The organism is Nakamurella flava, assembly GCF_005298075.1.
Lineage (GTDB): Bacteria > Actinomycetota > Actinomycetes > Mycobacteriales > Nakamurellaceae > Nakamurella > Nakamurella flava.
The window spans coordinates 490,624-504,827 of record NZ_SZZH01000003.1 but is presented as its reverse complement, the minus strand read 5'-3'; the positions used below and the strand labels follow the sequence as shown (position 1 = coordinate 504,827).

Annotated in this window: 7 protein-coding genes; 4 read left to right on the top strand and 3 right to left on the bottom strand. The window is 70.6% G+C overall.

Going from position 1 to position 14,204, the window contains the following annotated elements; translation table 11 throughout:
• Nucleotides 1-23 precede the first annotated feature (23 nt).
• The 3 genes from egtD (at nt 24) to FDO65_RS14050 (ending at nt 6,016) form a co-directional block, all read left to right on the top strand.
• A complete protein-coding gene (egtD, locus tag FDO65_RS14060) occupies nt 24-1,076 on the top strand; it encodes an L-histidine N(alpha)-methyltransferase (protein WP_137450307.1) in 1,053 nt (350 codons plus the stop codon).
• A 239-nt stretch (nt 1,077-1,315) separates the two neighbouring features.
• Complete coding sequence (locus FDO65_RS14055; RefSeq protein WP_137450306.1) at nt 1,316-3,655, top strand: hypothetical protein; 2,340 nt, start codon at nt 1,316-1,318, stop codon at nt 3,653-3,655.
• A gap of 207 nt (nt 3,656-3,862) precedes the next feature.
• Nucleotides 3,863-6,016 (top strand): hypothetical protein, encoded by a 2,154-nt coding sequence (locus tag FDO65_RS14050; protein ID WP_137450305.1) that lies wholly within the window; start codon nt 3,863-3,865, stop codon nt 6,014-6,016.
• Nucleotides 6,017-6,094: 78 nt separating this feature from the next.
• Here FDO65_RS14050 and pntB read toward each other — a convergent pair whose 3' ends face one another.
• Together pntB and FDO65_RS14040 are read right to left on the bottom strand one after the other, a co-directional pair.
• Nucleotides 6,095-7,522, bottom strand: coding sequence for a Re/Si-specific NAD(P)(+) transhydrogenase subunit beta (gene pntB / locus FDO65_RS14045; RefSeq protein WP_137450304.1), 1,428 nt, complete (start codon nt 7,520-7,522; stop codon nt 6,095-6,097).
• 1 nt (nt 7,523) lies between these two features.
• The gene (locus tag FDO65_RS14040) at nt 7,524-9,074 is read right to left on the bottom strand and encodes a Re/Si-specific NAD(P)(+) transhydrogenase subunit alpha (RefSeq protein WP_137450303.1); all 1,551 of its coding nucleotides are present in this window, start codon (nt 9,072-9,074) and stop codon (nt 7,524-7,526) included.
• A 521-nt stretch (nt 9,075-9,595) separates the two neighbouring features.
• Between FDO65_RS14040 and FDO65_RS14035 the strand changes: the two genes are divergently transcribed.
• Complete coding sequence (locus FDO65_RS14035) at nt 9,596-10,009, top strand: hypothetical protein (RefSeq protein ID WP_137450302.1); 414 nt, start codon at nt 9,596-9,598, stop codon at nt 10,007-10,009.
• A 166-nt stretch (nt 10,010-10,175) separates the two neighbouring features.
• Here FDO65_RS14035 and FDO65_RS14030 read toward each other — a convergent pair whose 3' ends face one another.
• Nucleotides 10,176-14,108: a DNA-directed RNA polymerase subunit beta' gene (locus FDO65_RS14030; protein ID WP_137450301.1), complete on the bottom strand. Its 3,933-nt coding sequence runs from the start codon at nt 14,106-14,108 to the stop codon at nt 10,176-10,178.
• Nucleotides 14,109-14,204 lie beyond the last annotated feature (96 nt).

Sequence of the window (14,204 nt, the reverse complement as noted above, 5' to 3'; positions counted from 1 at the left end):
CGGCACACTCACCGAGGAGAGTCATGACGACACAGGCCGACCGGTCGACGAGGACCGCGTCACCCGGTACCACCGCCCCGACGCAGGGCTGGCGCTACGTCGACCACCTGCCCGCCGACTTCAGCGACGACCTGCTCCGCCGCGACGTCGAGTCGGGGCTGACGGCGGCCGACAAGTGGCTGCCGCCGCGGTGGTTCTACGACCGGACCGGCAGCGAACTGTTCGAGGACATCACCCGCCTCCCGGAGTACTACCCCACCCGGTGCGAGGCCGAGATCCTGTCCGCGCACGCCGCCGAGATCATGGCCCGGGCGAACGGTCGGGTGCTGCTGGAGCTGGGATCCGGTTCCTCGTCCAAGACCCGGCTGCTGCTCGACCGGTTGACCCAGCGCGGGGCGGGGTCGGGCGAGGGGCTGGCCGATGGGCCCGGATACGTCTCGGTGGACGTCAGCGAGAGCGCCCTGCGGGACGCCGCCATCGGCTTGAGCAGCGAGTACCCCGATCTCGACATCACGGCCGTCCGCGCGGACTTCACCAGTCAGCTCGATGCCCTCCCGGCCGACGGACCTCGGGTGGTCGCCTTCCTCGGCAGCACCATCGGCAACCTGGACCCCACCGAGCGCGGCAGCTTCCTCACCGCCCTGCGCGCAGTCCTGCGGCCGGGTGAACACCTGCTGCTGGGAGCGGACCTCGTCAAGGCCCCGGACATCCTGGTGGCGGCCTACGACGACGCGACCGGCGTGACGGCCGCCTTCAACAAGAACGTGCTCCGCGTCCTGGACGAGGCCCTCGACGCCGACGCGGACCCGGACGACTTCGACCATCTGGCCCGGTGGGATCCGCACCGACGATGGATCGAGATGCGTCTGCGGGCCCGACGCGACCTCCGACTCCACTTCCGCGATCTCGACCTGACCGTCGCACTGCGCCGGGGCGAGGACATCCGCACCGAGATCTCGGCCAAGTTCGATCGCGACACCCTGCGCGCGGAACTCCGGTCGGCCGGTTTCGTCGACGCCGGGTGGTGGACCGACAGCCGGGACTGGTTCTCGCTGTCGCTGTGGCGGGCCGCCTGAACGGAGGAACCGTCGTTCTCACCCGAATGGTCCATTCCGGTGGCTGGTGAACGCTAGGGCGTCCAGGTGCTGCGCCACTCCTCCGTGGGCGCGGTCGCTCTCTCTCCGATGCGGTCGGACCGCGAAGGGCGGAACCCTGACCCAACCGGGTGCGCCTGTCGACACGGCAGCCGCTCTGGTGCGTCGTTACTCAGAGCAGTGATGCAATTGCATCTAGTCGTTCTGGGGGGAAATCTGTCATGTTCACTGGGCAATCGCACGCTTCACCGGTCACCCGTTCAGGGTCACCCCGACGACGGTCACTCGTCCGGTCCACCGGCCTGACGGCCGTCGCCCTGCTCGTCGTCGGTCTGCTCGGTGCGACGCCGGCCGGGGCCACCACGGCGGCTCCCAGCCAGTCGGTGACCACTCCCGCCGAGCCGCCGAGCTCGGCACCGTCGACCGCACCCGAGCAGCAGAACCGGTCGGCGCTGCGGAGCGACGACGCCCTTTCGGGCGACGCGTTGACCAGCCAGACACCCGAGGCGACGGTCGCCGCTGCCCCGACCGACGCGATGACCGCCGTCGCCGCCGCGCGGATCCTCGACACCCGGACCGGTCTCGGCGCCCGGGGGCCGGTCGGCGCCGGCCGCTCCGTGACCGTCAAGGTGGTCGGACTGGGGGGAATCCCGGCCTCCGGCGTCACCAGCGTCGTCCTGACCGTCACGGTGCCCGGGCCCTCGACCTCGGGCACCGTCACCGCCTCCGCGTCCGGCGCCACGGCCGCCACGATTCCGTCGCTGCGGTTCACCGCCGGCACCGGCGTCACGACCCAGATCTGGGTCCCGGTCGGCGCCGACGGCTCGATCACACTCCGGAACGACTCCACCGCGCCCATCGCCCTGCTGGCCGATTCCGTCGGGTACGCCGGCACGGGGGACGGTCCGGGCAGCTTCGTGCCGGTCGCGCCGGCCCGTCTCCTGGACTCCAAGCTCGGTCTCGGCACCCGCGGCCCGGTGGCCCCCGGCGCGTCGGTCGACGTGCCGGTGACCGGGAAGGCCGGTGTCCCCTCCGGCGCCGCCGCCGCGTTGGTGCAGGTCACCGTGATCGACCCGAGCGCCGGCGGCTGGCTCACCGCACGCCCGGCCGGGTCCCCGCCCGTCGTCTCCCCGAGTTCGCAGCTGAACTGGTCGACCGGCGCTTCCAGCAGCGGCCAACTGCTGGTGCCGCTGTCCGCCGCCGGGGCGCTGACCGTCTACAACCGGGGCGGAGCCGGCATCACGCTGCAGGTCGACGTTCTCGGCTACGTCCGCAGCGGCTCGGCCACGGCCGGCAGCCTCGTCGCCGTCCCCGCGACGCGCATCGTCGATTCCCGCAACGGCCTGCGCTGGCCCGTCCCGCGTGGCCCCCTGGCTCCGTCCAACGGCATCACCCTCAAGGTGGCCGGGGTGGGTGGCATCCCCGCCACCGGGGTGAGTGCCGTCCTGCTGCAGGTCGTCGCCATCAACCCGCGGGGCGCCGGGAACCTGCTGGCCACCCAGGACTTCAGCGCCGGACCGGCCGGCATCGCGGTCAAGTTCGGGGCGAACCAGACCCGCAGCGCCTCGGTCCTGGTGCCGGTGAACAGCAACGGCACCGTGGTCATCGCCAACCCCGGAGGCTCGGCGGCCGTGGACGTGGCCGTGGACGCACTCGGCTACGTCGCCGCAGCCACCACCGAACCGGCCATGAAGTGGTCCGCGGCGACGGCCACCAGTTCGGGGCTGAGCGGGGTCGTTGCCTTGGACTGCGCGTCGGCCACGTCGTGTCTCGCCCTGGACACCCAGGGCCGGTCGGCCACGTTCTCCGGCAGCACCTGGTCCGCCGTCACCGGGGCGGCGCAGCCGACCTTCAGCACGGGAGTCAGCTGCGGATCGGCCACCTCCTGCCTGGCGACCTTCGGCACCAACGGGATCCGGCAGTTCACCGGAAGCGGCTGGACGGCCCTCACCGCACCCACCCCGGACTTCCTCAGCGACGTGAGCTGCTGGGCAGCCGACGCCTGTGTGGTCGTCGCCGGGGTGACCGGCCGGGCCTGGAGCTGGAACGGCACGGCGTTCACCGCCCTGCCCACCGTCTTCACCGCCGTCGGCACGGACGACCCGACCGCGCCGTACGCCCGGTCGCTGTCCTGCACCGGCCCGTCGTTCTGCGCGGCCGTCGGCAGCGGCTCCCCCGCTGGCTGGCTGTGGAACGGCAATGCCTGGTCCGAGGCGCCTCTGGTGCCCTACGGCAACGCGACCTCCGTCGACTGCGCGACCACCACCTTCTGTGCGGCGGCGTCCGCCGACATCGGCGCGATGGTCACGTACCGCGGGGGCGCCTACCAGCAGGACGACGTGCTGTGGTCCTCTCCGGTGCAGTCGGTGTCCTGCCCGGACGCCACCTTCTGCGTCGGCGTGGCCGACGGGAGCGAACTCGCGATGTGGGACGGCAGCACGTGGACCAACCCGGCGTTCCCGCCCACGGTGACCGGGTCGCCGGCGGTCGTCTCGTGCCCCACCCGGCAGCTGTGTGTGGCCCTGCAGCGTGATGGCCAGCAGGTCATCGGCCGGCGGTAGTCCACGCCCGACCTGTCCCGTACCCGCGCCCCGACGAGTTCTCTCGTCGGGGCGTCGGCCGTTTCAGCCCGGTCGACCGACGAACTCACCCATCTGGCGGGATCTACAGAGTCCGAGTTCGCTGATTGAATTCCGGCACGGCGACACGGGGGGCGCGTCATGGACGAAAAGGCTGAATCGCACCGGCGGCCACGCAGGAGGAGATGCGTGTGTGCGCGCCCCGCGATCGCCGGGATGCTGGCGCTGGTCATCGGCCTGGCGATGACCAGCGCCCCCTCGGCCGGCGCCACCGAGCCCGCTCCGGTCGTCTCGAGTGCCGCACAGTCCGATCCGACTCCCCTGGTGGCGGCCGTCGGGCCGACGCGGGTGGTCGACACCCGCGCCGGGCTCGGCCGCCGCGGCCCGCTTCCGGCGGGCGCGTCCCTCGTCCTGCCGATCGCCGGCCGGGCCGACGTGCCCGCCGAAGGTGCCGGGGTGGTCATCCTGACGGTCACCGTCCCGACCCCGTCGGCCGCCGGCGCGCTCCACGTCTTCGCCGCCGATCAGCAGGCCACCACGCCCCTCGTCCACTTCACCGCCGGCCGTACCGTCAGCACGCAGGTGTGGGTGCCCGTGGCCCGTACCGGCCCGCAGGCCGGTTCGGTCACAGTGCGGAACGACGCCGCGGTGGCCGTTCCGCTGGTCGTCGACGTCACCGGCTGGACGTCCTCGGCGACGTCGCCCGAAGCCGGCGGCTACGTCCCGGTTTCCCCGAGCGAGCTGACGGCGACACCGGTCGCCGCCGGCGCCTCCCTCGTCGTCCCCGTCGCCGGACGCGGCGGCGTCCCGGCCGGCGCCCGAGCTGCCCTGCTGTCGGTGAGTGTCACCGACAGCAGGGTCGCAGGCTGGCTGACCGCCCGCCCGACCGACCGGGCCGCCGGAGCCTCGCCACCGGCAGCGCTCAACTTCTCGGCCGGCGTGGACATCACCGGTCCGGCTCTCGTCCCGCTGGCCGCCGACGGTTCGGTCGTACTGGACAACCGGTCGAGCGGTCGGATCGGTCTCCGGGTCGACGTGGTCGGCTGGCTGCCCTCGGGGGCGGCGGTCGCAGGCGGCCTCGCAGTCCTGCCGGCCACTCGCATCATCGACACCCGGTCGGGCCTGGGCCTGGCCGGACGCTCCGGCCCGCTCGGCCCCGGCGGCCTCGATCTGACCCTCACCGGCCGTGGCGGGGTGCCGGTTCAGGATGTGGCCGCGGTGGTCGTGCAGGTCACCGCGGTCGACCCGACCCGCGACGGATATCTGCGGCTGGCCCCGTCGACCGTTCCGGCGCCGGCCGGGGTGGCGGTGAACTTCCCGGCCCGCGGCAGCCGGACCGGTACCGCGCTCGTCGCCCTCGACGGCAACGGCCAGGCGCGACTCGAGAACCCGACGAGCAGCGTGCAGCACGTCGTCGTCGACGTGCTCGGCTACGTCACCCGTCCCGCCGAGTCCACCGATCTGCGATGGACCGGACCCACTGACACCGTCGGCGGCCTCGGCCAGGCCGTCGCCCTGTCCTGTCCGCCGAGCACCCCGGGGGCCGGGTCCTTCTGCCTGGCCGTCGGGACCACCGGGTGGGCGGTTCGGACCGGCGCCACCTGGACGGCCGGTGCAGGATCCCCGCCGCCGACCGGTCGGGACGGGCTCTCCTGCACATCGCCCACGTTCTGCATGGCTGTCGGCGGCACCGCCGTGTCGGTGTTCGACGGGTCGGCGTGGCGCGCGGTCACCCCACCCACGGCCGACTTCCTGACCGACGTCAGCTGCCACGGCGCGTCGACCTGCGTCCTCGTCGCCGCCGACGGCCGGGACTGGGTGTGGACCGGGGCCTCGTGGACGGCGCGGTCGCCTGTCTTCACCGGGGACGGCGACGAGCAGCCCGAAGTGACCGAGGTGTCCTGCGCGTCGGATCTGTTCTGCGGGGCGGTGGGGACCCGGTCGTGGTTCTGGACCGGGTCGGGCTGGGGCGGTCCGGACGTGCTGCCGAACTCGGACACGACCGCGGTGTCCTGCCCGGTGGACGGGTTCTGCGCGGTGGTCGGCAGCGGCGGTTCCGGGCTGGCCGTCTATCGGCAGGGCGCCCGCACCCAGTTCGAGCAGCCCCAGTCACCGACCTCGGTCGCGTGCACCGACGCGACGTTCTGCGTCGCGGTCGGGGTGTTCAGTCAGCAGACGGGTCGCAGCGATGCGATCACGGTGTGGGACGGCGCGACCTGGACCGATCCGTTCGGTCCGCCGATCACCGTGCCCGGCGAACCGGTGCTGGTGTCGTGCCCGAACGCCGGGCTGTGTGTGGCCCTGCAGGACGACGCACGACAGATCCTGGGCACCCGCGGCTGACCCGCCACGCGTCGCGGCCCGGGCGTCGGCCCCATCCGTGGCTGACGTCCGGGCCGGTCGCAACAGGCCCCCGCCGGATCAGCGGGAGTGGGCGAAGTCCGCGTTGGCCGCCCCGACGGCGGCGGCGACCTTCTCGACCTGGTCCTTCGCGTCACCGAAGAGCATGGCCGCGTTGGGCTTGTAGAACAGCGGGTTGGCGACGCCGGCGTAGCCGGTGGCCATGGACCGCTTGAACACCACCACGTTCTTGGCCTTCCACACCTGCAGCACGGGCATCCCGGCGATCGGCGAGCCCGGGTCCTCCTCGGCGGCCGGGTTGACGGTGTCGTTGGCCCCGATCACGAGCACGACGTCGGCCTCGGGCAGCTCGTCCTGGATCTCGTCCATCTCGAGCACGATGTCGTACGGCACCTTGGCCTCGGCCAGCAGCACGTTCATGTGCCCGGGCAACCGACCGGCCACCGGGTGCACCGCGAACCGGACCTGCTTGCCGTGCGCCCGCAGCTTGGCGGTCAGCTCGGCCACCTGCCCCTGGGCCTTGGCCACGGCCATGCCGTAACCGGGGGCGATGACGATGTCGTTGGACTCCTCGAGCAGCTCGGCCAACGCGCCGGCCGTCGTCTCGTGGTATTCCCCCAGGTCCGCGTCGCTGGAGCCGCCGGAGGCGGCCTCTGTCCCGAACCCGCCCAGGATGACCGCGATGAACGACCGGTTCATCGCGGTGCACATGATGTAGGACAGGATCGCGCCGGACGAGCCGACCAGGGCGCCGGTGATGATGAGCAGGCTGTTGCTGAGCATGAACCCGGCCGCCGCGGCCGCCCACCCCGAGTACGAGTTGAGCATCGACACGACAACGGGCATGTCGCCGCCGCCGATGGCGGCGATGAGGTGCAGGCCCAGGGCCAGCGCGAGGACGGTCATCAACAGCAGCGGGATCAGGCTGGGAGCGGCCAGGAACCAGACGAGCAGCAGCAGACAGACGACCACGATGGCGAGGTTGATGAGGTTGCGGGCCGGCAGGGTCAGCGGGGCGGACTTCATCTTCGCCGACAGCTTCAGGTAGGCGATGATCGAGCCGGTGAAGGTGACCGCGCCGATGAACACCCCGAGGAACACCTCGATGAGATGCACGGCGTCCGCGGAGGTCTCGGTCAGGTAGGAGTTGAACCCGACCAGCACGGCGGCCAGGCCGACGAAGCTGTGCAGGATCGCGATCATCTCCGGCATCTGCGTCATCTCGACCCGCCGGGACAAGGCGGTGCCGATGACGGCGCCGATGAGCAGCACGGCCAGGATCAGCACCGCGGTGACCGCGGCGTTGCGCTCGGACAGCTGCAGCGAGAGCACGATGGTGGCCAGCAGAGCCAGGCCCATTCCGATCTTGCCGGCCAGGTTGCCGGCCTTGGCGCTGCGCTGATGGGACAGCCCGGCCAACGACAGGACGAACAGCACCCCGGCGATCAGGTACGCGGCCTGCACCGCTGAGTACAGGGTCTGGTTCACGTCAGCCGTCCTTTCGGAACATGGCGATCATGCGGCCGGCCACGCCGAAGCCACCGAAGATGTTGATGGCCGCGACGGTCGCTGCGATGAACGCGAGCACCTCGACCGCGATGTTGGTGCTGCCGAGCTGCAACAGGGCGCCGACCAGGATGATCCCCGAGATGGCGTTGGTCTGGGCCATCAGCGGGGTGTGCAGCGACGCGCTGACGTTGGTGATGACGTAGAAGCCGACGAACACGGCCAGTACGAAAACGGTGAACAGCCCCAGGAAGCTGGCCGGCGAGAACGTCACCGCCAGGAAGACGGCCACCGCGGCCAGCCCGAACAGCGCGAACCGGCGCTGTTGCTGGCGGGCGGCCGTCGCGGCCAGTTCCTCGGCGGTCGGCGGAGCCGGCTTCTCCGGGACGGCCGGCGCCGGCGCGGCGGCCGAGACCTGCACGGGCGGCGGCGGCCACAGCACCGACCCGTCGTGGGTGACGGTGACGGCCCGCTGGATGACGTCGTCGAAGTCGAGCGTGAGCACGCCGTTCTTCTCCGGGGTCATCAGCTTGAGCAGGTTGACGATGTTGGTGCCGTACAGCTGGGAGGTGTGCGCAGGCATCCGGCTCGGCTGGTCGGTCGCGCCGACGATGGTCACGCCGTTGTCGGTGACGATCGTCTTGCCCGGCACGGTCAGCTCGCAGTTGCCGCCGCCGATCGCGGCCAGGTCGACGATGACGCTGCCCGGCCTCATCCCGGCCACCATCTCGGCCGTGATGGTGCGGACGGCCTTGCCCCGCACCAACGCGGTGGTGATGACGACGTCGGCCTTGGCCGACTCCTCGGCATAGGTGCGGGCGGTCCGGGCCGCCTGATCCTCGGACAGCGCCTTGGCGTAGCCGTCGGAGGACACCTGCTGGTCGGCACCCTCGCTGGTCACGAAGGTCGCGCCCATCGACTGGATCTGCTCGGCCACCTCAGGGCGGACGTCGAACGCCCGCACCTGGGCGCCCAGGCTGCCGGCCGTGCCGATCGCGGCGAGGCCGGCGACCCCGGCGCCGATGACGAACACGGTGGCCGGCTTGGTCTTACCGGCCGCGGTCACCTGACCGCCGAACATCCCGCCGTAGGCCTCGGCGGCGTCGATGACGCCGCGGTACCCGGAGATGTTCGACATCGTCGACAGCACGTCCATCGACTGGGCGCGGGAGATCCGCGGGATTGCCTCGAGGCAGAACGCGGTCGCCTTGCGCGACTGCAGGGCCTCGATGAGCTCGGGCCGACCGGTGGGGTCCATCCGCGTCACCAGGGTCGCGCCCGGCTGCAGCCGGGCGATCTCGAACGGCTCGGGTTCGTTGACCCGCAGCACGACATCCGAGGTCCAGGCCTGGGTCGAAGAGCCGATCACGGCGCCGACCTCGGTGTAGGCGGCGTCGGGGAACGTCGCCTTGACGCCGGCGCCGGATTCGATCACCACCTCGTACCCGAGGGCGATCAGTTGGGCGGCGGTCCTGGGGGTGGCTGCCACCAAGGTCTCTCCGGGGCGGCTCTCCGCCGGCACCCCGATCCTCATCGGACCGCTCCTGCGGGGCGGCTCACCGAGCTGTACGCGTTCATCGGACGGCGTCGTCCCTTTCCGGGCAGGGGCTGCCCCGATCGTCGCTTCACCCAAGTCGGTGATGCGGGACGGGAAAGATACCGCGCGCAGCCGTCGCGGCGAGGGGCCGCGTGAAGTCGGTCACGCCCAATGTGCGGCATTGTCCGAACACGTCTGGACAAGTGGGGAGCTGAGAGTGATCCGACGACCGTCGCCGCCGTCCCAACACCCAGGTCGCGCGGGCGAAGCGATACGGCGGCCGCGCCTGACGGGTGAACGCGCGGGCCATTGCCCCACTCCGCGTCATGGCGCCCTGTCTGGTTCGTCCCTTATCGCCGGTGCACTGAGGACCGAGCCACACCAGGGGGAACAGCATGACCTACTCACCGCCGCCGTACTCGGGACACGGCGGAAACCCCGCCTGGAACTCGCTCCCACAGCCGCCATCTGATGGGCCTCCACCAGCGAAGGGACGGCGTCGTCGCCGAAGTCCGATAGTGGCCCTAGCCGTTTTTGCCGTCGGATTGATCGTCTTCTGCGCGATGTGGCTCGTCACCGCGTCCCGCAACAGAGATCTGCTCGCCAAGAACGAGCAACTCATCGATCAGGTGGCCAGTTTGCAGACTGAACGGGATTCAGCAGTCTCACGCAACGAAGATCTCCGCGGCGACCTCGACGGCGCTTCCCGCCAGCTGGCACGCTGCGACGACGCTCTCGATGCCGCGGAGGGCACGGTGCAGCTGATGTCCGAGATCCTGGACATCTCCGGAGACGCGATCGACGCCGCTTCGACCTGGAACGCGTCTCGCCTGGAATCCCTCACGCGTGACGTCGAGCAGCTGAAGCCTTCGATTGATCGATCGGCCAGCGACTACCGCGCCGCGGCCGGCGACTGTCGAGCCGGTACCTAGCTGATGGACGGTCCTTCGGCTCGCCCGAGCCGATCACTGAGCGAGGCCCGACATCGCCCGAAGTGCTCACCTCAAACCCCGACCGGAAACTGTCCACGAACGCCGGAAGGGCCGGCCCCCAACGGGAGCCGGCCCTTCCGGTTCAGTACGAGAACGCCTCAGGCGATCAGCGGTAGCCGCCGAGATCGAAGTCGTCCAGCGGCACCGAGGCACCGGTGGCGACGCCGAACGAATCGGACCCGTAGTAGGTGTCGTCGAACGCGGGGAGGGCGTACGCCGCGGCGCGGGCCTCCTCGGTCGGCTGCACCTGGATGTCCCGGTAACGGGCGATGCCCGTACCGGCCGGGATCAGCTTGCCGATGATGACGTTCTCCTTGAGGCCGACCAGCTTGTCGCTGCGGGCGTTGATCGCCGCGTCGGTGAGGACGCGGGTCGTCTCCTGGAAGGAAGCCGCCGACAGCCACGAGTCGGTGGCCAGCGACGCCTTGGTGATGCCCATGAGCGCGGGGCGACCGGCGGCCGGCTCCCCACCCTCGGCCAGCACCCGACGGTTCTGCGCCTCGAACTCCTTGCGCTCGATGACCGCGCCCGGCAGGAAGTCCGTCGACCCCGAATCGATGATGGTCACGCGGCGCAGCATCTGCCGGATGATCACCTCGATGTGCTTGTCGTGGATCGACACACCCTGGCTGCGGTACACCTGCTGGACCTCGCGGACCAGGTGTAGCTGCACCTGACGCGGGCCCATGACGCGGAGCACCTCGTGCGGATCGGGGTTGCCCTCGAGGAGCTGCTGCCCGACCTCGACGTGGTCACCGTCGACCAGCAGACGCTCGGAGCCGTCCACGGTGATCGTCGCGAGCCGCTGCGTCTTCGGCAGCTTGTCGTAGACGATCTCCTCGGACCCGTCGTCGGGGACGACCGTGAACTTCATGAACTTGTCGGCGTCCTCGATGCGGATGCGTCCCGCGGCGTCGGCGATGGGCGCCTTGCCCTTGGGGACGCGGGCCTCGAAGAGCTCCTGGACACGCGGCAGACCCTGGGTGATGTCGGAGGAACCCGACGCCGCACCCGTGTGGAAGGTCCGCATGGTCAGCTGGGTACCCGGCTCACCAATGGACTGGGCGGCGACGATGCCGACGGCCTCGCCGACGTCCACCAGGTTGCCGGTGGCCAGCGACCGTCCGTAGCAGACCGCGCAGGTACCGATGGCCGCCTCACAGGTGAGGACGGACCGGACCTTGGCGTTCAGGACGCCCGCCTCGACGGCGGCCGCGACGTGGTGCTCGCGCACGTCGGTCCCGGCCGGAACCACGACGGTGCCGTCCTCGGCGACCAGGTCCGTGGCCAGCACGCGGCCCTGGATCGAGGTCTCCACGTGCTCGTGCACGTGGACGGAGCCGTCGGCGTACCGCTCGGCCAGCGGCAGCTCGACGCCGCGCTCGGTGCCACAGTCCGACTCACGGACGATGACGTCCTGCGAGACGTCGACCAGACGACGGGTCAGGTAACCCGACTCCGCCGTGCGCAGCGCGGTGTCGGCCAGACCCTTACGGGCGGAGTGCGTGTTGATGAAGTACTCCAGCACCGACAGGCCCTCACGGAACGAGGACCGGATCGGCCGGGGGATCTGCTGACCCTTGGAGTTGGCCACCACACCCTTCATGCCGGCCAGCGACCGGACCTGGATCCAGTTACCGGCCGCGCCCGCGCTCACCAGCGTGGACACCGGGTTGCCCTTCGGGTACGCCGGCGGCAGCGCCTCCTCGATCTCGCGAGTGGCCGCCTCCCAGATCTTGACCAGGTCGTCGTTGCGCTCCTCGTGCGACAGGTTGCCGCGCTGGTACGCCTTCTCGACCCGATCGGCCTGGACGTCGTACTTGGCCAGGATCTCCGCCTTGGCCGCCGGGATGATGACGTCGCCGATGGCGACGGTCATGCCCGACCGGGTGGCCCAGTGGAAACCGGCCTCCTTGAGCTTGTCCAGGGTCTGCGCGACCAGGGACATCGGGTAGTGCTCGGCGAGGTCGTTGACGATCGCGGCCTGCCGCTTCTTGGGCAGCTCGCTGTTGACGAACGGGTACCCGGCGGGCAGCAGGTCGTTGAACAGCACCCGGCCCAGCGTGGTGTCGGCGATCCAGGCGCCGCCCTCCTCGACCTCGAACTCCGGGTCGACCTCGGGGGCGACGTAGTCCGGGCCGGGGATGACCGAACCGGGGAGCCGCACCTTGATCGGGGCCCGCAGGTCGATCAGACCGGCGTCGAGCGCCATGATCGCCTCGGCCGGCGAGGAGAAGACCTTCCCGGCCCCCTTGCCGTCCTCGTCAAGCCCGCACAGGTAGTACAGGCCGGTCACCAGGTCCAGGGACGGCATGGCCAGCGGCCGGCCGGAGCCCGGGGACAGGATGTTGTTGGACGACAGCATCAGCACGCGCGCCTCGGCCTGGGCCTCGGCGGACAGCGGCACGTGGACCGCCATCTGGTCGCCGTCGAAGTCGGCGTTGAACGCGGCGCAGACCAGCGGGTGCAGCTGGATGGCCTTGCCCTCGACCAGCTGCGGCTCGAAGGCCTGGATGCCGAGGCGGTGCAGGGTGGGCGCGCGGTTCAGCATGACCGGGTGCGCGGAGATGACCTCTTCGAGGACGTCCCACACCTGGGGCCGCTGACGCTCGACCATCCGCTTGGCCGACTTGATGTTCTGGGCGTGGTTGAGGTCGACCAACCGCTTCATGACGAACGGCTTGAACAGCTCGAGCGCCATCAGCTTGGGCAGACCGCACTGGTGCAGCTTGAGCTGCGGGCCGACCACGATGACCGAACGGCCCGAGTAGTCGACGCGCTTGCCGAGCAGGTTCTGACGGAACCGGCCCTGCTTGCCCTTGAGCAGGTCGGACAGCGACTTCAGCGGCCGGTTGCCCGGGCCGGTGACCGGCCGGCCACGACGGCCGTTGTCGAACAGCGCGTCGACGGCCTCCTGCAGCATCCGCTTCTCGTTGTTGACGATGATCTCGGGCGCGCCGAGGTCGATCAGTCGCTTCAACCGGTTGTTGCGGTTGATGACGCGGCGGTACAGGTCGTTGAGGTCGGAGGTCGCGAAGCGGCCACCGTCCAGCTGCACCATCGGCCGCAGCTCCGGCGGGATGACAGGGACGCAGTCGAGCACCATGCCGAGCGGCGAGTTGTTGGTCGCCTGGAACGCGGCGACGACCTTCAGGCGCTTGATCGCGCGGATCTTGCGCTGGCCCTTGCCGTTCTTGATGGTGTCGCGCAACGACTCGGACTCGGCGTCGATGTCGAAGTCACGGATGATCTTCTGCAGCGCCTCGGCGCCCATGCCGCCGGTGAAGTAGTCACCGAAGCGGTCCTCGAGCTCGCGGTACAGGACCTCGTCGATGATGAGGTCGCGGACCTTGAGCTTGCGGAAGGTGTCGAGCACCTCGTCGAGCCGGTCGATCGCGCGCTGCGCGCGGTCGCGGATCTGCCGCTGCTCCCGCTCGCCGCCCTCGCGCACCTTGCGGCGCACGTCGGACTTTGCACCCTCGGCCTCCAGCTCGGCCAGGTCGGCCTCGAGCTTCTTGGCCCGGGCGTCCAGGTCGGCGTCCCGCGCGTTCTCGAGGTTCTTGCGCTCGACGCCCATCTCGGCCTCGATGGTCGGCAGATCGTTGTGCCGAGCCTCGTCGTCGATCGAGGTGATCAGGTAGGCCGCGAAGTAGATGATCTTCTCGAGATCCTTCGGGGCGAGGTCGAGCAGGTAGCCCAGACGCGACGGGACACCCTTGAAGTACCAGATGTGGGTGACCGGCGCGGCCAGCTCGATATGGCCCATCCGCTCACGACGCACCTTCGCGCGGGTGACCTCGACGCCACACCGCTCGCAGATGATGCCCTTGAAGCGGACACGCTTGTACTTGCCGCAGGCGCACTCCCAGTCGCGGGTCGGCCCGAAGATCTTCTCGCAGAAGAGCCCGTCCTTCTCCGGCTTGAGGGTGCGGTAGTTGATGGTTTCCGGCTTCTTGACCTCGCCGTGCGACCACGCACGGATGTCGTCGGCGTTGGCGAGACCGATACGCAACTCGTCGAAGAAGTTGACGTCGAGCACTGATGCACGTCCCTGTCTTGTTCGGTGATGCTGGTGGCCCCGGCCGGATCGGCCGCCCTTCGGGGCGGCCGGTCCGGCGGGGCCGGGGGGTGGAGG